Origin of the sequence: Burkholderia sp. Cy-637, assembly GCF_011753175.1 — a bacterium.
In the GTDB taxonomy this organism is placed as follows: Bacteria; Pseudomonadota; Gammaproteobacteria; order Burkholderiales; family Burkholderiaceae; genus Burkholderia; species Burkholderia gladioli.
The window spans coordinates 80981-99296 of record NZ_VWWC01000006.1; the positions used below are offsets into that span (position 1 = coordinate 80981).

Annotated in this window: 15 protein-coding genes; 9 read left to right on the top strand and 6 right to left on the bottom strand. The window is 69.9% G+C overall.

All coding sequences use genetic code 11. From position 1 onward, the window contains the following. Positions 1-86 precede the first annotated feature (86 nt). The 3 genes from F3J10_RS03540 to F3J10_RS03550 all read left to right on the top strand — a co-directional run bounded on the left by F3J10_RS03540 (position 87) and on the right by F3J10_RS03550 (position 3498). Positions 87-1226: a branched-chain amino acid ABC transporter substrate-binding protein gene (locus tag F3J10_RS03540; protein WP_025097725.1), complete on the top strand. Its 1140-nt coding sequence runs from the start codon at positions 87-89 to the stop codon at positions 1224-1226. Positions 1227-1502: 276 nt separating this feature from the next. Then, complete coding sequence (locus F3J10_RS03545; protein ID WP_166914166.1) at positions 1503-2657, top strand: pyridoxal phosphate-dependent aminotransferase; 1155 nt, start codon at positions 1503-1505, stop codon at positions 2655-2657. Positions 2658-2751: 94 nt separating this feature from the next. Then, positions 2752-3498, top strand: a complete 747-nt coding sequence (locus F3J10_RS03550; protein ID WP_167241068.1) for an ABC transporter substrate-binding protein — start codon at positions 2752-2754, stop codon at positions 3496-3498. Positions 3499-3561: 63 nt separating this feature from the next. On the opposite strand, the gene F3J10_RS03555 is transcribed toward F3J10_RS03550, so the two are convergent. Next, positions 3562-4173: a PadR family transcriptional regulator gene (locus F3J10_RS03555; RefSeq protein ID WP_025097728.1), complete on the bottom strand. Its 612-nt coding sequence runs from the start codon at positions 4171-4173 to the stop codon at positions 3562-3564. Positions 4174-4269: 96 nt separating this feature from the next. Then, complete coding sequence (gene cadR, locus F3J10_RS03560; RefSeq protein ID WP_025097729.1) at positions 4270-4701, bottom strand: Cd(II)/Pb(II)-responsive transcriptional regulator; 432 nt, start codon at positions 4699-4701, stop codon at positions 4270-4272. Positions 4702-4789: 88 nt separating this feature from the next. Between cadR and F3J10_RS03565 the strand changes: the two genes are divergently transcribed. Both F3J10_RS03565 and F3J10_RS03570 read left to right on the top strand, forming a co-directional pair. After that, positions 4790-7468, top strand: coding sequence for a heavy metal translocating P-type ATPase (locus F3J10_RS03565; RefSeq protein WP_167241049.1), 2679 nt, complete (start codon positions 4790-4792; stop codon positions 7466-7468). A gap of 34 nt (positions 7469-7502) precedes the next feature. After that, entirely contained in the window at positions 7503-7691 is a 189-nt protein-coding gene (locus F3J10_RS03570; protein ID WP_025097731.1) for a hypothetical protein, read from the top strand. 90 nt (positions 7692-7781) lie between these two features. Here F3J10_RS03570 and F3J10_RS03575 read toward each other — a convergent pair whose 3' ends face one another. Beyond that, entirely contained in the window at positions 7782-8261 is a 480-nt protein-coding gene (locus F3J10_RS03575; protein ID WP_167241052.1) for a GyrI-like domain-containing protein, read from the bottom strand. Between the two features lie 231 nt (positions 8262-8492). On the opposite strand from F3J10_RS03575, the gene eat reads away from it, so the two are divergent. Genes eat through eutC form a run of 3 tightly spaced genes read left to right on the top strand, consistent with a single transcriptional unit; the run spans position 8493 to position 12128 of the window. Beyond that, positions 8493-9902, top strand: a complete 1410-nt coding sequence (eat, locus tag F3J10_RS03580) for an ethanolamine permease (RefSeq protein ID WP_167241054.1) — start codon at positions 8493-8495, stop codon at positions 9900-9902. Between the two features lie 37 nt (positions 9903-9939). Continuing rightward, a complete protein-coding gene (locus tag F3J10_RS03585; RefSeq protein WP_167231002.1) occupies positions 9940-11337 on the top strand; it encodes an ethanolamine ammonia-lyase subunit EutB in 1398 nt (465 codons plus the stop codon). Continuing rightward, positions 11334-12128: an ethanolamine ammonia-lyase subunit EutC gene (gene eutC, locus F3J10_RS03590; protein ID WP_025097734.1), complete on the top strand. Its 795-nt coding sequence runs from the start codon at positions 11334-11336 to the stop codon at positions 12126-12128. The genes F3J10_RS03585 and eutC overlap by 4 nt, the downstream gene beginning before the upstream one ends. A 91-nt stretch (positions 12129-12219) precedes the next feature. On the opposite strand, the gene adh is transcribed toward eutC, so the two are convergent. After that, positions 12220-13740 carry an aldehyde dehydrogenase gene (adh, locus tag F3J10_RS03595; RefSeq protein ID WP_167241056.1) on the bottom strand — a complete coding sequence of 507 codons (1521 nt, stop codon included), beginning with the start codon at positions 13738-13740 and terminating at the stop codon, positions 12220-12222. A 337-nt stretch (positions 13741-14077) separates the two neighbouring features. Here adh and F3J10_RS03600 point away from each other — a divergent pair, with 337 nt between their 5' ends. Continuing rightward, positions 14078-15208 carry a helix-turn-helix domain-containing protein gene (locus tag F3J10_RS03600; RefSeq protein ID WP_167241058.1) on the top strand — a complete coding sequence of 377 codons (1131 nt, stop codon included), beginning with the start codon at positions 14078-14080 and terminating at the stop codon, positions 15206-15208. A 61-nt stretch (positions 15209-15269) separates the two neighbouring features. Here F3J10_RS03600 and F3J10_RS03605 read toward each other — a convergent pair whose 3' ends face one another. Then, positions 15270-16355, bottom strand: a complete 1086-nt coding sequence (locus F3J10_RS03605) for a glycosyltransferase family 9 protein (RefSeq protein ID WP_167241060.1) — start codon at positions 16353-16355, stop codon at positions 15270-15272. A gap of 45 nt (positions 16356-16400) precedes the next feature. Next, entirely contained in the window at positions 16401-18122 is a 1722-nt protein-coding gene (locus tag F3J10_RS03610) for a thiamine pyrophosphate-binding protein (protein WP_167230971.1), read from the bottom strand. Between the last annotated feature and the right edge of the window lie 194 nt (positions 18123-18316).

An 18316-nucleotide genomic window follows, 5' to 3' on the forward strand; every position in this document is an offset into this window, starting at 1 on the left:
TGGTTGGCATGACGAAACGGAAGCGGCACGGCAAACCCGAAGCCGCTCCATTTACCCTGGTTTTACCCTGGTATTAGGAGAAGCTAATGCAACACACGATGAAAAAAGTGGCAGGCGCGACGTTCGTTGCGGTCATGTCGCTGGCGGGGACCGCGTACGCGGATGACGTGAAGATCGGCTTCGCGGCACCGATGACGGGAGCGCAGGCGCATTACGGCAAGGACATGCAGAACGGCATCGTGCTGGCGATCGAGGACTTCAACGCGACGAAGCCCGTGATCGGCGGCAAGCCGGTGACCTTCGTGCTCGACTCGCAGGACGACCAGGCCGACCCGCGCACGGGCACCACGGTCGCGCAGAAGCTCGTCGACGACGGTATCAAGGGCATGCTCGGCCACTTCAACTCGGGTACCACGATCCCGGCCTCGCGCATCTACGCGAACGCCGGCATCCCGGAAGTCGCGATGGCGACGGCGCCGGAGTACACCACGCAAGGCTACAAGACGACCTTCCGGATGATGACCTCCGACACGCAGCAGGGCTCGGTCGCGGGCGCCTTCGCGGTGAAGGATCTCGGCATGAAGAAGATCGCCATCGTCGACGATCGCACCGCCTACGGCCAGGGCCTGGCCGACCAGTTCGAGAAGGCCGCCAAGGCAGCCGGCGCGACCATCGTCGATCGCGAGTTCACCAACGACAAGGCCGTCGACTTCAAGGCGATCCTGACCAAGCTGAAGGCCGCCAAGCCGGATCTGGTCTATTACGGCGGCGCCGATTCGCAGGCCGCGCCGATGGTCAAGCAGATGAAGTCGCTGGGCGTCACGGCGCCGCTGATGGGCGGTGAAATGGTCCACACGCCGACCTTCCTGAAGATCGCGGGCGACGCCTCGGAAGGCACCATCGCCTCGCTGGCCGGCCTGCCGCTGAACGACATGCCGGGCGGCAAGACCTACGCCGACAAGTACAAGAAGCGCTTCGGCGAGGACGTGCAGACCTACTCGCCCTACGCCTACGACGGCGCGATGGCGATGTTCAACGCGATGAAGAAGGCGAACTCGACCGATCCGGCCAAGTACCTGCCGGTGCTGGCGCAGACCGACATGGCCGGCGTGACCTCGACGCATATCGCCTACGATTCGCGCGGCGACCTGAAGAACGGCGGCATCACGATGTACAAGGTCGAAAAGGGCGAGTGGAAGCCGCTCAAGAGCATCGGCGGCAAGTAAGCCTCGCGGCCCCGGCGGCTTGACCGCCCGGGCTGGCTCGCGGGACCGGACCGGCCGGTCGGCACGTTGTCACGACGTGCCGGCCGGCCGGTTTTTTCATGGCCGCCGTGCCGCGGAGCATCGCGGCGCGGGATCGCGTCGTGCGGTTCAGCCATGCAATTTCCTCATGGCGGCCATGTAGAGGATTCGATTGCGGGGGGAATTTGTCTCCGGCTAAATCGCCCGGTATGGCCGCCGCCGCGTCGGCGCGGCCGGTTCCGCCGCAGGAGATGTCCCATGCAGAGCGCCCTCGCGCCCCGCTCCAAGCTGCCCGACGTGGGCACCACGATCTTCAGCGTGATCGGCAAGCTGGCCGCCGAACACGATGCCCTCAATCTCTCGCAGGGCGCGCCCAACTTCGCGCCCGACCCGGCGCTGGTCGAGGGCGTGGCGCGCGCGATGCGCGACGGCCACAACCAGTACGCGCCGATGCCGGGCGTGCTGGCGCTGCGCGAGGCGCTGGCGCTGAAGACCGAGAGCCTGGGCGGCGCGCGCTACGACCCCGGCAGCGAGATCACCGTGCTGGCCAGCGCCAGCGAGGGCCTGTACGCCGCGATCAGCGCGCTGGTGCATCCCGGCGACGAGGTGATCTATTTCGAGCCCTCGTTCGACAGCTACGCGCCGATCGTGCGCATGCAGGGCGCCGTGCCGGTGGCCATCAAGCTCTCGCCGGAAACCTTCCGGATCGACTGGGACGAGGTGGCGGCCGCGCTCACGCCGCGCACGCGGATGATCATCGTCAACACCCCGCACAACCCCACCGCCACCATTTTCGGCGCCGACGATCTCGCGCGGCTCGAGCGGCTCACGCGCGACACCGGCATCGTGATCCTGTCCGACGAGGTCTACGAGCACGTGGTGTTCGACGGCGCGCGCCACCTCGGCATGGCGAGCCGCCCGGCGCTGGCCGAGCGCAGCGTGATCGTCTCCTCGTTCGGCAAGTCCTTCCACGTGACGGGCTGGCGCGTCGGCTATTGCCTGGCGCCGGCCGCGCTGATGGACGAGATCCGCAAGGTCCACCAGTTCATGGTGTTCTCGGCCGATACGCCGATGCAGATCGCCTTCGCCGAGGCACTGGCCGATCCGGCCAGCTACCTGGGGCTGTCGGCCTTCTACCAGGCCAAGCGCGACCTGCTGGCGCGCGAGCTGGCCGATTCGCGCTTCGAGCTGCTGCCCAGCGAGGGCAGCTTCTTCATGCTGGCGCGTTTTCGCGATTTCTCCGACGAGCGCGACAGCGATTTCGTGCTGCGCCTGATTCGCGACGCGCGCGTCGCCACCATCCCGCTGTCGGCGTTCCACGCGGACGGCACCGAGACCGGCGTGATACGCCTGAGCTTCGCCAAGGACGACGCGACGCTCGTCGAGGGCGCGCGCCGGCTGCGCGCGCTCTGATCCGAATCCCGCAGACTGCAAGGAGATCAGCATGACTGGATGGAACCGGCGGCGCGTCAGCGCGTTCGCCTGCGCGCTCGGCGCGACGGCTGCCATGAGCCTCACGGGCGCCGCCCGGGCGGCCGATGCGCAGAACCTGCGCTTCGGCGTCGAGGCGCAATACGCGCCGTTCGAATCGAAGGCGGCCGACGGCTCGCTGCAGGGCTTCGACATCGACGTCGGCAATGCCGTGTGCCGCACCGCGAAGCTCGACTGCAAGTGGGTGGAGACCTCGTTCGACGGATTGATCCCGGCCCTGCAGGGGCGCAAGTTCGACGCGATCAACTCGGCCATGAACGCGACGCCGCAGCGTCGCCAGGCGATCGCCTTCACCACCATCATCTATCGCGTGCCGACGCAGTTGATCGCGCGCGCGAGCAGCGGTTTGCAGCCGACGCCGGAATCGCTGAAGGGCAAGCGCATCGGCGTGCTGCAGGGCTCCATCCAGGAAACCTACGCGAACGCGCACTGGGCCAACGCGGATGTGTCGATCGTCTCCTACCAGGACCAGAACCAGGTCTATGCCGACCTGGTTTCGGGGCGCCTGGACGGCACCCTGGTGCTCGCGCCGGCCGGCCAGCGCGGATTCCTGTCCCGGCCCGACGGCAAGGGTTTCGCCTTCGTCGGCGCGCCGGTGCGCGACGACCGGATCCTCGGCGACGGGATCGGCTTCGGCTTGCGCAAGGGGGATGCGGCGCTGAAGGCGCGCCTCGACGCGGCCATCGAGCAGATCAAGGCCGACGGCACGGTGCAGGCGCTGGGCCGCAAGTATTTCGGCGATATCGACATCTCGACGAAGTAGCGAGCATGAGATGGGGCGCGCATGGATCTCGTGCCGCCCCGCCCCGCTCCGCTCCATCCCGCCTCAATCGGGATCGGCCTCGGCCAGGCGTGCCGCCACGTCGCGCAGCCAGGCCTCGCTCCAGGTCAGCGCACCCACCTTCAGGTGCCCCACCACGCTGCGCACCCAGTCGAGTTCGGTCTCGACGGTGGCCTGCAGCAACTCGCTCTCCAGCAGGAACAGCCGCGGGATCTGCATCGCGAGTGCCGCGTTGCGCGCCGCCTCAAGCCGTTCGAGTTCCTCCTCGAGCGCGAGGATGCGCGCCTCGAGCTGGCGCCGCGCATCCTCGACCGACAGCAAGGGCAGGATCGACAGCGCGACCGGAAACGCCGGGAATTCGCGGGCCGGTTGCGCGAGCTGCTCGCGCAGCCACTGGCGCGCGGTGTTGCGACCCGATTCGGTGACGGCGTAGATAGTGCGCTCGGGGAACATGCCGTCGCGCTCGGTATCGTGGACCACCACCAGGTGGTCGCGCAGCAGGCGCTCGAGCGTCTGGTAGAGGCTGTTGCGCTGGCGGACGTTGATCACCTCGTCCTTGCCGCGCAGTTTGATCAGCTGCTGGATCCGGTAGGCGTGCATCGGCGCTTCGGTCAGCATCGCCAGCACGGCCAGCGCGAGAGGGGAAAATTTCGGCATGAGCCAGTCGAATCCATCATCAATTTGTGACTAGTGATTTTATGACTGGTCATGAATTGACGCAATGATGAACGCGCGTGCCGGCTGCAGGCGCGCCTAGCCGACGTGGGTGCGCTTGGCCGGCGCCTCCGGCGTTTCCATGGTCGCGAGGCCATGCACGATGCCGCAATCCTCGACCGTGTGATCGCCCTGGCACTGCTCGCGCAATTCGCTGAGCTGGGCCTTCAGGTGCTGCAGTTCGACCAGCCGCGCATTGACGTGGCCGATGTGTTCGTCGAGCAGCGTGTTGATCGAATCGCAGCGATCGGCGGGGTCGTCGGTCAGGCGCAGCAGCGCGCGGATTTCGTCGTGCGTCATGTCGAGCGCGCGGCAGTTGCGGATGAACCGCAGGCGCTCGACGTGGACTTCGGTGTAGCGCCGGTAATTGGCGTCGGTGCGCTCGGCATCCGGCATCAGACCCTCCTTCTCGTAGAAGCGGATCGTTTCCGGCGTGCAGCGGGCGGCTTTCGCGAGTTCGCCGATCTTCATCAGATTCTCCTGGCGGTAGCGGTTGACCCTGAAGTGGCTTCAGGGTGTTAACTCTACACCGTCAAGCAATCAGGCATCGGAGAAGGTGATGAGCGAAAGCAATCGGAGCAAGGACGCGATCGGCGTCGAGGCGCGCGAGGCGCAGGCGGTGGGGGCCGGCGACCATGCCGGCCACGAGGCGCATGCGCATGGCGCCGGCGCGACTTGCTGCGGGCACGACCACGACCATGCCCGTGCGCCGGCCGATGCCCGCGCCGCCGCCGCGCCGGGCCAGGCGATCCAATGGACGCGCCGCGATCCGGCCAGGCAGGCCGAACTCGCGCTCGCCGCCGCGCCGGAACGTGCCGATGCATGTTGTTCGGGCGAGGCGCATTCGCATGAGCATGATCACGCGCATGCCGGCCACGACGATGCGGGGCACGACCACGCCGCGCACGGCAGCCATGGCCATGCCGCCGCCGATCACGCGGGCCATGACCCTTCGAACCATGATCATGCGGGCCACGGTCACGCCGCGCACAATCACGCGGACCACGACCACGACCACGACCACGCCGCCCACAGCCACGACCACGGCGCCGACTGCTGCGCCCCCGCCGCGCTGACGCTCGCGCCGCTGCCCGGCACCGAGCGCCTGGCCGACGGCCAGGAACGCTCCGCCTTCCGCATCATGCAGATGGACTGCCCGACCGAGGAAACGCTGATCCGCAAGAAGCTGGGCGGCATGGCCTCGGTGGCGACGCTCGAATTCAACCTGATGCAGCGCATGCTGACCGTGGTCCACACGCCGGGCGCGGCCGATTCGGTCGCCGCGGCGATCCGCACGCTCGGCATGACGCCCGAGCTGGCCGGCGCCGCCGACGCCAAGGCGGGCGGCCCCATCGCCGAGCCCGCCAAGCCGGTCTGGCCGCTGGTCGCGGCCGGCGTCGCCGCGCTGGCTTCCGAGGCCGTCACCTGGGCCGGCCTGCCGACCTGGGCCGCCGCGCTGCTGGCGCTGGCCTCGGTGGCGGTCTGCGGGCTCACCACCTATCGCAAGGGCTGGATCGCGATCCGCAACGGCAACCTCAACATCAACGCGCTGATGAGCATCGCCGTGACCGGCGCGATGCTGATCGGCCAGTGGCCCGAGGCGGCGATGGTGATGGTGCTGTTTACCATCGCCGAACTGATCGAGGCGAAGTCGCTCGACCGCGCCCGCAACGCGATCCAGGGTCTGATGCGGCTCGCGCCCGATACCGCCACGGTGCGCCAGCCCGACGGCAGCTGGGCGTCGGTGGCGGCGGCCGAGGTCGCGCTCGGCGCGATCGTGCGCGTGCGCCCCGGCGAGCGCATCGGCCTGGACGGCGAGCTGGTCGAGGGCCGCTCCAGCGTGAACCAGGCGCCGATCACGGGCGAGAGCCTGCCGATCGAGAAGGCACCCGGCGACGCCGTGTTCGCCGGCACCATCAACGAATCGGGCTCGTTCGACTATCGCGTCACCGCGGTGGCCTCGAACACCACGCTGGCGCGCATCATCCACGCCGTCGAGGAGGCGCAGGGCGCCAAGGCGCCGACCCAGCGCTTCGTCGACCGCTTCGCGCGCGTCTACACGCCGATCGTGTTCGCGATCGCGCTGCTGGTCGCGGTGGTGCCGCCGCTGCTGCTGGGCGGGTCCTGGCACGACTGGGTCTATCGCGCGCTGGTGCTGCTGGTGATCGCCTGCCCTTGCGCGCTGGTGATCTCGACGCCGGTCACCATCGTCTCGGGGCTGGCGGCCGCGGCGCGGCGCGGGATCCTGGTGAAGGGCGGCGTCTATCTCGAGGAAGGCCGCAAGCTCGGCTGGCTCGCGCTCGACAAGACCGGCACGCTCACCCACGGCAAGCCGGTGCGCACCGACGTCGAGGTCCTGGCCGACGATCTCGAGCCGCAGCGGATCGCCTTCATGGCCGCGAGCCTCGCGAGCCGCTCCGATCACCCCGTTTCGCAGGCGATCGCGACCGCGGCGCTGGCCGAGCGCGGCAGCGCCGGCGCGCCGTTCGCCGAGGTCGAGGGCTTCGAGGCGCTGCCGGGCCGCGGCGTGCGCGGGAGCATCGACGGTGCCGCCTACTGGCTCGGCAACCGGCGCCTGGCGGTCGAGCTCGGCCGCGCCTCGGCGGCGCTCGACGAACGCGTGGCCGCGCTCGAATCGAAGGGCCGCACGGTGGTGATGCTGATCGACGCGACGCGTGTGCTCGGCCTGTTCGCGGTCGCCGACACGGTCAAGCAGACCAGCCGCGAGGCGATCGAGCAACTGCACGCGCTCGGCATCCGCACCGCGATGCTGACCGGCGACAATGCGCACACGGCCGCGGCGATCGCGCGCGAGGTCGGCATCGACGATGCGCGCGGCAACCAGTTGCCCGAAGACAAGCTGGCCGCCGTGGTGGAATTGTCGGGCCAGGGCCGCGCGGTCGGGATGGTGGGCGACGGCATCAACGACGCGCCGGCGCTGGCGCGCGCCGACATCGGCTTCGCGATGGGCGCGATGGGCACCGACACGGCGATCGAGACGGCCGACGTCGCGCTGATGGACGACGATCTGCGCAAGATCCCCGCCTTCGTGCGCCTGTCGCGCGCCACGCACCGCGTGCTGGTGCAGAACATCGGCTTCGCGCTGGTGGTGAAGGCGGTGTTCCTCGGCCTCACCGTGGCCGGGCTGGGCACCATGTGGATGGCCGTGTTCGCCGACGCGGGCGCGAGCCTGATCGTGGTCGGCAATGGCTTGCGGCTGCTGCGCGCCTCGCGCTGAGGGGCACGGCGGCATCGGGAAGGAGGCGCTCGCGATGAACCGTTTCTCCCGCTGGTTCGACACGCTGCGCGGCGCGTTGGGCGGCCATGCCGCGCGGCCGGGGCAGCGCTTCACCCAACTGCGTTCCGGCGATGCAGGCCGGCCGGCGGTCTGCCGCCGCTGTCGCGCGCCGCTGGAAGCGGCCTCGCGCATGTGCACGCGATGCGGCACGCGCGTGCATTGAGCCGGTCAGCGCAATGCGCGATGCGCCGCTGAATGCCGGCTTATCCACAGCGGGCCGTGGATAAACGGTCCGGCTCGCTGTGCGCGCCGCTCAGCGCAGCGGCAGGCAGATCTCGGTCAGCAACTGCTCGGCCGGCGTGTCGCGCGGATCGTTGAGATAGCGCTCGAACGAAGGCGCCTCGGCCGGCGCGTGTCCCGATGCGGGCAGCCATTCCTGGAACAGCCATCGATACGATTCGCCGAGCCGCGCATAGGGCCCGCGATGAATCAGTACCGCATACGGGCCGCCCGAGATGGTCAGGTGTTCGAACTGCCCGGGCAAGGCCGGCGCCGCGGTCCCCTCGCCGAGCGCGAAGCAGGCATGCGAGCGCAACTGCGCGGCCGGCACCGTCTCGGGATCGTCGTGGAAGATGCCCAGGCATTGCGTATCGGGTCCGAACTGGCCCTGTTCGTCGAGCCAGGCGGCCAGGCGCGAGAATGCGACATGCATCTCGGCATAAGGGCCGATATGGGCGGCCGCGACTACCTCGAGCGGCGCGAGCTGGCGGATGTCGAGCTGCGGATTCGTCATGCTGGAAGGTCCCCGGAATCAGTCGTGATGGATCGGCCGGCACGCGCGACCACCGGCGCCATGCCGCCGCTCATCCTACGGAAGCCTTACGACCCGCGCAATCGGCAGCATCCGCCGCCCCGCCCACCTTTGCCGATTTTCGATAACGCCTCGATTAATGACTCTCTAGCATCGGTGATCGGTCACCCGATCCGGCGCGCCGCGCCGGCAGCCGCACATGAGGAGAGAGCGATGCAAGCAGAGTCGAACGGCCGCCCCGCAGCGGGCGGCGCCGCGCCGGGGCCGGCACTGAAACAGACCCTCGGCACCTGGCAGCTGTGGGGCATCGCGGTGGGCCTGGTGATCTCGGGCGAGTATTTCGGCTGGAGCTACGGCTGGGCCAGCGCCGGCACGCTGGGCTTCGTGGTCACCGCGCTGTTCATCGCGGCGATGTACACCACCTTCATCTTCAGCTTCACCGAGCTGACCACCTCGATCCCGCACGCCGGCGGCCCGTTCGCCTATGCGCGGCGCGCCTTCGGCCCGGCCGGCGGCTACCTGGCCGGCATCGCCACCCTGGTCGAGTTCGTGTTCGCGCCGCCGGCCATCGCGCTGGCGATCGGCGCCTACCTGCACGTGCAGTTCCCCTCGCTGGAGCCGAAGCACGCGGCGATGGGCGCCTACCTGGTGTTCATGGCGCTCAATATCGTCGGCGTGCAGATCGCCGCCACCTTCGAGCTGATCGTCACCCTGCTGGCGATCTTCGAGCTGCTGGTGTTCATGGGCGTGGTTTCGCCGGGCTTCTCCTGGGACAACTTCACCCGCGGCGGCTGGAGCGGCGCCGACCACTTCTCGCCGGGCGCCTTCCACGGCATGTTCGCGGCGATTCCGTTCGCGATCTGGTTCTTCCTCGCGATCGAGGGCGTGGCGATGGCCGCCGAGGAGGCGAAGAACCCGAAGCGCTCGATTCCGATCGCCTATGTCGCCGGGATCCTGACCCTGGTGGTGCTGGCGATCGGCGTGATGGTGTTCGCGGGCGGCGCCGGCGATTGGACCAAGCTGGCCAACATCAACGATCCGCTGCCGCAGGCCATGAAGTACATCGTCGGCGAGCACAGCGGCTGGATGCACATGCTGGTCTGGCTGGGCCTGTTCGGGCTGGTGGCCTCGTTCCACGGCATCATCCTCGGCTATTCGCGGCAGATCTTCGCGCTGGCGCGCGAGGGCTACCTGCCGGAATGGCTGGCCAAGGTGCACCCGCGCTTTCGCACGCCGTATCGCGCGATCCTGGCGGGCGGCGTGGTCGGCATCGCGGCGATCTACAGCGACGAGCTGATCCAGTTCGGCGGCCAGACGCTCACCGCGAACATCGTGACGATGTCGGTATTCGGCGCTATCGTGATGTACATCGTCAGCATGGCGGCCCTCTTCAAGCTGCGCCGCAGCCAGCCGGCGATGGCGCGCCCGTTCCGCGCGCCGCTCTACCCGCTGTTCCCCGCCTTCGCGCTGGTGGCGGCGCTGGTCTGCCTCGGCACGATGGTCTATTTCAACGCGCTGGTCGCGCTGATCTTCGTGGCGATCGTCGCGCTCGGCTACGGCTACTTCCTGGCCACGCGCGCGCAGCGGGCGGCCGCGCCGGCCGAGGCGCTGCTCGAGGAATGACAGCACGCGCGCCGGGCGGCGCGCAGGAGATTCGCAGATGTCGTACACGGAGACGATCGGCTCGCGCACCTACCGGTTCGCGGACCTGAAGACCTTGATGGCGAAGGCCAGCCCCCTGCGCTCGGGCGACCAGCTCGCCGGCGTGGCGGCGGCCAGCGAGGAGGAGCGCGTGGCGGCGAAGATCGCCCTGGCCGCCGTGCCGCTCAAGGCCTTCCTCAACGAGGCGCTGATTCCCTACGAGCGCGACGAGGTCACGCGGCTGGTGATCGACGAGCACGACGCGGCCGCCTTCGCCGAGATCTCGCACCTGACGGTGGGCGATTTCCGCAACTGGCTGCTCTCGCCCGCCGCCGATGGTGCCGCGCTCGAACGCGTGGCGCCGGGCCTCACGCCCGAGATGGTGGCGGCGGTCTCGAAGCTGATGCGCAACCAGGACCTGATCGCGGCGGCCCGCAAGCGCCGCGTGGTCACGCGCTTTCGCAACACGGTCGGGCTGCCGGGGCGCATGTCGGTGCGCCTGCAACCGAATCACCCGACCGACGACGCCAGGGGCATCGCCGCCTCGATGCTCGACGGCCTGATGTACGGCTCCGGCGACGCGATGATCGGCATCAATCCCGCCACCGACAGCCTGGCCGCCATCACGCGCCTGCTGAACATGATCGATGCGTTTCGCGAGCGCTACCGCGTGCCGACGCAGTCCTGCGTGCTGACCCACGTCACCAACACCATCGCCGCGATCGAGAAGGGTGCGCCGGTCGACCTGGTGTTCCAGTCGATCGCCGGCACCGAGCAGGCCAATGCCAGCTTCGGCATCTCGCTGGCCCTGCTCGGCGAGGCGCACGAGGCGGCGCTCTCGCTCAAGCGCGGCACGGTGGGCGACAACCTCATGTACTTCGAGACCGGCCAGGGCAGCGCGCTGTCGGCCAACGCGCATCACGGTGTCGACCAGCAGACCTGCGAGGTGCGCGCCTACGCGGTGGCGCGCCGGTTCCGGCCCTTCCTGGTCAATACCGTGGTCGGCTTCATCGGCCCCGAGTACCTGTACGACGGCAAGCAGATCATCCGCGCCGGGCTCGAGGATCACTTCTGCGGCAAGCTGCTGGGCGTGCCGATGGGTTGCGATATCTGCTACACCAACCACGCCGAGGCCGACCAGGACGACATGGACACGCTGCTGACCCTGCTCGGCGCGGCCGGCATCAACTTCATCATGGGCATCCCCGGCGCCGACGACGTGATGCTGAACTACCAGAGCACTTCCTTCCACGACGCGCTCTACGTGCGCGAGGTGCTGGGGCTGCGGCGCGCGCCCGAGTTCGAGGAATGGCTGGAGGCGATGGAGATCGCCGACGCGAAGGGCGCGCTGATACCGGCGCATGCGCGCGCGCCGCTGCTGGCCGGGGCGAAGGAATGGATGGGGATCGACGCATGAGCGATGCGGTCGAGAAGAACCCCTGGGGCGGCCTGAAGACCTTCACCAACGCGCGGATCGCATTGGGCCGCGCCGGCAGCAGCCTGCCCACCGAGCCCCTGCTGGCCTTCAATCTCTCGCACGCGCAGGCACGCGACGCGGTGCACCAGCCGCTCGATGCCGACAAGCTGCGCGGCGAGCTGGAGGCGGCCGGCTTCGCCACGCTCGGCGCGGACAGCGCGGCGCCCGATCGCCAGCACTACCTGCGCCGCCCCGACCTCGGGCGCAAGCTGTCCGAGGCGAGCCGCGAGGCGCTGGCCGCCGAGGGCGCCAAGCCGGCCAAGGCGCCGGACCTGGTGTTCGTGATCGGCGACGGCCTGTCGGCCTTCGCGGCTGCGAAGCAGGCGCTGCCGCTGCTGAACGCGATACGTGGGCGGCTCGATGCCGATGGCTGGTCGCTCGGGCCGGTGGTGGTGGCGCGGCAGGCGCGCGTCGCGCTCGGCGACGAGATCGGCGAGCTGTTGCGCGCGCAACTGGTGGCGATCCTGATCGGCGAGCGACCGGGCCTCAGCTCGCCCGACAGCCTCGGCGTCTACCTGACCTACGCGCCGAAGGTGGGCTGCCACGACGCCCAGCGCAACTGCATCTCGAACGTGCGCCCCGAGGGCCTGCCTTACGAGGCGGCCGCGCACAAGCTGCATTACCTGCTCACCCACGCGCGCCGCCTGCAACTGACCGGCGTCGGCCTCAAGGACGACAGTGACGCGCTGTTGGCCGATCGATCGGACAGCGAACGAATCGGCGAAGGATAGCCGAGCCTGCCGTTGCCCGCACGAAAAAAAGCGCCGGTGGAATATCCACCGGCGCCTTGTCATTGCGGCGAGTTCGGCGAGGCCGCCGCGATCAGAAGAAGCCGAGCGGCTTGTCGTCGTAGCTGACCAGCAGGTTCTTGGTCTGCTGGTAATGGTTGAGCATCATCTTGTGCGTCTCGCGGCCGATCCCCGACTGCTTGTAGCCGCCGAACGCGGCATGCGCCGGATAGGCGTGATAGCAGTTGGTCCACACGCGGCCGGCCTGGATCGCGCGGCCGAAGCGATAGGCGCGACCGCCGTCGCGGGTCCACACGCCGGCGCCGAGCCCGTAGAGCGTGTCGTTGGCGATCTCCAGCGCCTCCTCCTCGTTCTTGAAGGTGGTCACCGACAGCACCGGCCCGAAGATCTCCTCCTGGAAGATGCGCATCTTGTTGTGGCCGCGGAACACGGTCGGCTTCACGTAGTAGCCGCTGGCGAGCTCGCCAGTCAGCGTGTTGCGCTCGCCGCCCGTCAGGCACTCGGCGCCTTCCTGGCGGCCGATGTCGATGTAGGACAGGATCTTCTCGAGCTGCTCGGCCGAGGCCTGCGCGCCGATCATGGTCTGCGCATCGAGCGGGTGGCCCTGGCGGATCTTCTCGACGCGCTTGACGGCGCGCTCGATGAAGCGGTCGTAGATGCTTTCCTCGACCAGCGCGCGCGACGGGCAGGTGCACACCTCCCCCTGGTTCAGCGCGAACATCGCGAAGCCTTCCAGGGCCTTGTCGAAGTAGCTGTCGTCGCGGTCCATCACGTCGGCGAAGAAGATGTTCGGGCTCTTGCCGCCGAGCTCGAGCGTGACCGGGATCAGGTTCGCGCTGGCGTACTGCATGATCAGGCGGCCGGTGGTGGTCTCGCCGGTGAAGGCGATCTTCGAGATCCGCTTGCTGGAGGCCAGCGGCTTGCCGGCTTCCAGCCCGAAGCCGTTGACGATGTTGAGCACGCCCGGCGGCAGCAGGTCCTGGACCAGCTCGGCCCACACCAGGATCGAGGCCGGCGTCTGCTCGGCCGGCTTGAGCACCACGCAGTTGCCGGCCGCCAGCGCCGGCGCGATCTTCCAGGCCGCCATCAGGATCGGGAAGTTCCAGGGGATGATCTGGCCGACCACGCCGAGCGGCTCGTGGAAGTGATAGGCCACCAGGTCGCCGCCGATGTCGGCGATCGAGCCTTCCTGGGCGCGCACGCAGCCCGCGAAGTAGCGGAAATGGTCGATCGCGAGCGGGATGTCGGCCGCGGTGGTCTCGCGCAGCGGCTTGCCGTTGTCGATGGTCTCGGCCACCGCCAGGCGCGCGAGGTTCTGCTCCATGCGATCGGCGATGCGCAGCAGCACGGCGGCGCGCTCGGCCACCGGGGTCGCGCCCCAGCTCGCTTTGGCCTTGTGCGCGGCGTCCAGCGCGAGGTTGATGTCGGCTTCCTGCGAGCGCGGGATCGAGGTGAAGGCCTGGCCGGTGACGGGCGAGAGATTGTCGAAGTACTGGCCGTCGACAGGGGGCACCCATTCGCCGCCGATGAAGTTCCCGTATTGCTTGCGGTACGGGAATTCGATGTTCAGGTGCTGCATCTCGGCGTGGTTCATCGTGTCGCTCCTCGCATGTCGGTTTGGGGAAAACATCGCCGCGCGCGCAAGAGGACGCTCGCCACGCGCGGCGCGGTGTTCCGGATACGCCAAAAGCGTGCCAGCGCGCCGCCTCGCGGTGCGCGCCCGGCGCGAGGCGGTGCGGCGGCGGCGGGCAGGGCCGCCGCGACGATGACGCTGCCGTGACTGTGCAGGAATGGAACGTTCGCCCGGCACAGGCTGTGCCGTCGCGGCACAGCGCGCGGCGGCGAGCGACCGGGCCGCGCCGGGCCCGGTTTCGGCACGGGACTTGCATTCGCTTTCCGGATCGAGGCAGGAGCAGGCCGGGAGGGCGGACATGGACAGCGCACGAGGCGGCGGCGAGGCGACCGCGGAGGACACGCGGCGCAGCGCGGCAGGCGACGAGGTGCCGGCGGGCCGCGCCGTGGTCAGCGTCGCGCACGACGCCGACGAGCAGGCGCGCAACCTGGTGGGCTGGCGCCAGACCTACGACCAGCTCGCGGCCGGGCATTTCGTCGGCACCCTCACCGAGCTGCCGCTCGACACCATGAAGCTGTTCCGCGAGACCACCAGCCACACGCTGCGCCAGGCCTGCGAGGTGCGCGGCGATGCCTACTGGTTCGGTATCCCGGTGCTGGCGCCCGAGTTCGAGGCCGCGCAGATGCGCATCGATACGCGGCCGGTCGCGGCCGACGGCTTCGCCTGCCGGCCCGGCAATGTCGAATTCGAGCTGCTGACGCCGGCGGCCTTTTCGATCTATGGCGTGGTGGTGCGTGGCGAGGTGCTGCGCCGTCACGCCGAGCAGGTCGAGCGGGCGGGCTTCGACGAGAGCGTGCCACGCCAGGCCATGGTGCGCGCCGGCGATGCGCGGCTGGCGCGCCTGCGCGCGCTGCTGGCGTCGCGGCTCGATCCTTGGCCCGATTCGAGGCTTGCTTCGCGATCCAACGCGCAATCCGACGTTCAGCCCGACTTTCAGCCAGATTCACGGCTGTTCCAGGCGACCTCGCCGCGTGCGGCCCTTTCCGATGGCGAGCGCCGTGATCTGCAGGAGGCCGTGCTGGCTGCCCTGTTCGACGTCTGCGCGGGGCCGGCCGGCGACGAGGAGGCCGATGGCATGCAGCCGCAGCGGCGGCGCCGCATCGTTGCCCAGGCGCGCGACTACGTGCTCGCGCATCGCGCGCGTGCGGTGGGCGTGCCCGAGCTTTGCGAGCAACTGCACGTGAGCCGACGCACCTTGCAGAACTGCTTCCAGGACGTGCTCGGGATGGCGCCCGCCACCTATCTGCGCGCGCTGCGCCTTAACGGCGCGCGGCGCGACCTGTGCGGGCGCGCCGCCGGCTCGGTGCAGGACGTGGCCGCCGCCTGGGGGTTCTGGCACCTGAGCCAGTTCGCGACCGACTATCGCCGCATGTTCGGGATGCGGCCTTCCGAGGCGCTGCGCGAATCGGTGACGGTCGCGCTCGGCTGAAGCGGGCGAGCGCCGCATTGCCGGCCGTTGCTGGCCAATCGCCGATCCCCGGCGCCAGCCGTTATTCGCGCGCCCGCGGCCAGGCCAGCGCATCCCAATCGACCAGCCCCCAGGCCGCCTCGACCATCGCGATCTCGGCGGGATCGTCGCTGGCATGGCGATCGCGCAGCGCGGGCGGCACCGTGACCACGAAGGGCCGGCACAGCGGATAGTCGCGCACGCGCAGCTCCGGCGCGATGCTGGTGAAGCCGGCCAGGGTCGGCACCTCGAAGCCGTCGGCGGCGTGGATCGCCGAGGTGTCGGCGCTGACCAGCACCGCCGCGTCGCGGATCCAGGCGAAGTAGGCGGCCGTATCGGGCGACAGCTCGCGCACGTCCGTGTAGGCGGCATGCTCGACGGGCCCGAAGCCGAGCACGGGCAGGCCGTATCGCCGGGCGATGCGCTCCACGATGGCGGCGCGCTGCGAGGGCGGGATGCTGCGCAGCGGCGTGCTCGCCTCGGCGCAGAACAGCGCGTAGCGCTGCCCGCGCCAGGCCGCGGGCAGTTCCGGCAGCGCCAGCCGCGCCAGCCAGCGATTGCGCCTGGCGGCGGCCGGCACCGTGGCCGGATCGACGCCGAGCGCATCGAGGAAGTAGTCGATCATCGGCAGCGCCGCGAAGGACGGCCGATACAGCTGGTTGCCGACGTCGATCCTCGCTTCGTCGGCCGGCAGCGCATCGAGGTCCGCCGGCAGCACGCGCATGCCGGCGACCACCTCGTCGGCGAGCCGGTAGAGCTGCTCGACATGGCCGGACAAACGCGACGGCCGATACAGCACGATACGCAGCGCCGGATGCGCATCGCGCAGCGCCGCCAGCGCGCTGAGCCCGATGATCGAATCGCCGAGCGCGACGCCCATGCCGTTGATCACGTGGACCCGGGCATGTCGCGCGTAGTCGAGCCGGAACGGCTGCTCGGCCGCGTTGAGGATGCCGGTGCCGCCCTGGCTGGCGGCGCGATGGCCGGGCGGCACCTGGCCCGCCATCTCCAGGTCGTAGGGCGCCACCAGCCGGCGCTCGCGCGAGAGCAGGGTGCCGGGGTGCCGCAGCGCGGCCGTCCCCTCCAGGTCGGCCGGCGTGTCAGCGGCGAGCGGCGCGGGATGTGCCATCGATGCGGGAATCCTCGAAGCAAGAGTCGACGGGAGCAGGGCGTCTCATGCGCCCGGCCCGGTTTCGCCGCGGGCGCGCCGCCCCTGCTCGCGCACCTGCTCCAGCGTCGCGGCCGGCGTGCTGGCCTCCTGCGGGATCCGGATCTCGATCAGCGCGGGCAGGCCGCTGCCGAGCGCGCGTTCGAGCGCCGGCGCGAATTCGGCGGTGGTGGCGACGGTCTCGCCATGCGCGCCGAACGCGCGCGCATAAGCGGCGAAGTCGGGGTTGGTGAGGCCGGTGCCATGCACGCGGTTCGGGTAATGGCGTTCCTGGTGCATGCGGATCGTGCCGAAGTGGCCGTTGTTGACCACGATCACCACAATGTTCAGGCCGTATTGCATCGCCGTGGCCAGCTCGTGGCCGGCCATCATGAAGCAGCCGTCGCCGGCCAGCGCCACCGCGATTCGTTGCGGATACAAGGACTTCGCGGCCAGCGCGGCCGGCACGCCGTAGCCCATCGCGCCATTGGTCGGCGCGAGCTGCGAGCGGAACGCGCGATAGGCGTAATGGCGATGCAGCCAGGTGGCGTAGTTGCCGGCGCCGTTGCTGACGATCGCGTCGTGCGGCAGCCGTTCGCGCAACTGCTGCATGATCTCGCCGAGCTGCACCTCGCCCGGCATCGGCAGCGGCTTGCGCCAGGCCAGGTAGGCCGCATGCGCCTCGCTCGCGCTGCCGGCCCAGGGCAGCAGCTCGGGCGGCGCGAGCTCGGCCAGCCGCGCCGCGATCTCGGGCATGCCCGAGACGATCGGCAGGTCGGGCAGGTAGACCCGGCCCAGTTCCTCGGCGCCCTGGTGGACGTGGATCAGCGACTGGCGCGTCTTCGGTATTTCCAGCAGCGTGTAGCCGCCGGTGGTGGCTTCGCCCAGGCGCGGGCCCAGCACGAGCAGCAGGTCGGCCTCGCGGATGCGCCTGGCGAGCGCCGGATTGATGCCGAGCCCGACGTCGCCGGCATACAGCGGATGCTCGTTGTCGAAGCTGTCCTGGTAGCGGAACGCGCAGGCCACCGGCAACTGCCAGGCCTCGGCGAAGCGGCGCAGGTCGGCGCAGGCCTCGACGCTCCAGCCGCTGCCGCCGGCGATCAGCAGCGGGCGCTCGGCGCGCGCGAGCCGCTCGCGCAGCTCGGCCATCTGGGCCGCGGAGGGCGCCGCCGCGATCCGCTTGGCGGCCGGCAGCACCGGCTGCGGCGCGCAGGGGTTGGACAGCAGGTCTTCAGGCAGCGCCAGCACCACCGGGCCGGGACGGCCCGAGGTCGCGACGTGGAAGGCATGGCTCAGGTACTCGGGAATCCGCCGCGCGTCGTCGATCTGCGCGACCCACTTGGCCAGCTCGCCGTACATGCGGCGATAGTCGATCTCCTGGAAGGCCTCGCGGTCGAGATGCTCGCGCGCGCATTGGCCGACGAACAGGATCATCGGCGTCGAATCCTGGAACGCGGTATGCACGCCGATCGAGGCATGCGTCGCGCCCGGTCCGCGCGTGACCAGGGCCACGCCGGGCCGGCCGGTCAGCTTGCCGACCGCCTCGGCCATGTTGGCGGCGGCGGCCTCGTGGCGGCAGACGATGGTGTCGATACGCGCGGTTTCGTCGCCGAGCGCGTCGAGCACGGCGAGGAAGCTTTCGCCGGGCACGCAGAACACGCGTTCGACATGGTTGGCGAGCAGCGCATCGACGAGCAGTCGGGCGCCGTTGACGCTGGCGGGGACGGCGGAATCCGGAGTGTGCGACATGGACGGCGGGCTCCCTCGGTGGCGGGAGGGATAGCTTACGCCGGATGGGCGAAACGTGGCGAGCGGGCCGCGAACGGTGCGTGCTCGCCGCGAAACGCCGCCGCGCGTCGTTGCGAGGACCGAGAAAACGAAAAAGGGCGAGCGCGTAAACGCAAGGCGCCGCGCAGCCGATCCGGCGCGCGGCGCGTGTCGCC

Coding starts and splice junctions, on each gene's coding strand:
- F3J10_RS03550 (WP_167241068.1), top strand. CDS start 2,752: ATGAGCCTCACGGGCGCCGCCCGGGCGGCCGATGCGCAGAACCTGCGC.
- F3J10_RS03545 (WP_166914166.1), top strand. CDS start 1,503: ATGCAGAGCGCCCTCGCGCCCCGCTCCAAGCTGCCCGACGTGGGCACC.
- F3J10_RS03555 (WP_025097728.1), bottom strand. CDS start 4,173: ATGCCGAAATTTTCCCCTCTCGCGCTGGCCGTGCTGGCGATGCTGACC.
- F3J10_RS03600 (WP_167241058.1), top strand. CDS start 14,078: ATGGACAGCGCACGAGGCGGCGGCGAGGCGACCGCGGAGGACACGCGG.
- F3J10_RS03585 (WP_167231002.1), top strand. CDS start 9,940: ATGTCGTACACGGAGACGATCGGCTCGCGCACCTACCGGTTCGCGGAC.
- adh (WP_167241056.1), bottom strand. CDS start 13,740: ATGAACCACGCCGAGATGCAGCACCTGAACATCGAATTCCCGTACCGC.
- eat (WP_167241054.1), top strand. CDS start 8,493: ATGCAAGCAGAGTCGAACGGCCGCCCCGCAGCGGGCGGCGCCGCGCCG.
- cadR (WP_025097729.1), bottom strand. CDS start 4,701: ATGAAGATCGGCGAACTCGCGAAAGCCGCCCGCTGCACGCCGGAAACG.
- F3J10_RS03540 (WP_025097725.1), top strand. CDS start 87: ATGCAACACACGATGAAAAAAGTGGCAGGCGCGACGTTCGTTGCGGTC.
- eutC (WP_025097734.1), top strand. CDS start 11,334: ATGAGCGATGCGGTCGAGAAGAACCCCTGGGGCGGCCTGAAGACCTTC.
- F3J10_RS03565 (WP_167241049.1), top strand. CDS start 4,790: ATGAGCGAAAGCAATCGGAGCAAGGACGCGATCGGCGTCGAGGCGCGC.
- F3J10_RS03570 (WP_025097731.1), top strand. CDS start 7,503: ATGAACCGTTTCTCCCGCTGGTTCGACACGCTGCGCGGCGCGTTGGGC.
- F3J10_RS03575 (WP_167241052.1), bottom strand. CDS start 8,261: ATGACGAATCCGCAGCTCGACATCCGCCAGCTCGCGCCGCTCGAGGTA.
- F3J10_RS03610 (WP_167230971.1), bottom strand. CDS start 18,122: ATGTCGCACACTCCGGATTCCGCCGTCCCCGCCAGCGTCAACGGCGCC.
- F3J10_RS03605 (WP_167241060.1), bottom strand. CDS start 16,355: ATGGCACATCCCGCGCCGCTCGCCGCTGACACGCCGGCCGACCTGGAG.